Here is a 449-nt window from a genome sequence, read left to right as displayed (position 1 = left end):
AGATGAACGAAGGCTGGTACCAGATACGTATTGCCGGTGAGGATACCGCGCCGGACCAGATATCGCCCCGACTGCATGAGCCACTGAACCCGGGGGATGTCATTCATCTGGTTCCCCGGGCAGAAGGTGCCAAAAGTGGCGGAGTGTTTCAGGCCGTGCTTGGCGTTGCGCTGGTTGCGGCAGCTATCTGGATGCCGGGTATCGGTATTGCAGCCAGCAACATCATGTTTTCCATGGGCTCTGCAATGGCACTGGGTGGTGTGGCCCAGATGCTGGCCCCGAAGGCAAAGACGCCGGAGTACAAAAGCACGGATAACGGCAGACAGAACACGTATTTTTCGTCACTGGACAACATGATTGCTCAGGGGAATCCGGTGCCGGTGCCTTACGGTGAAATGCTGGTTGGTTCACGACGGATATCCCAGGACATCAGCACCCGTGATGAGGGC

1 protein-coding gene is annotated in these 449 nt (G+C 57.2%); it reads left to right on the top strand.

Annotated elements, in window-relative coordinates:
• The coding region (locus tag E0D98_RS25845) for a tail assembly protein (protein WP_096988255.1) at positions 1-449 on the top strand (449 nt) is incomplete at both ends.

Source organism: Escherichia sp. KCJ4928, assembly GCF_004352695.1.
Classification (GTDB): Bacteria; Pseudomonadota; Gammaproteobacteria; order Enterobacterales; family Enterobacteriaceae; genus ECMA0423.
The sequence above is the reverse complement of the archived record's forward strand: the minus strand, read 5'-3'. Positions and strand labels throughout refer to the sequence as shown.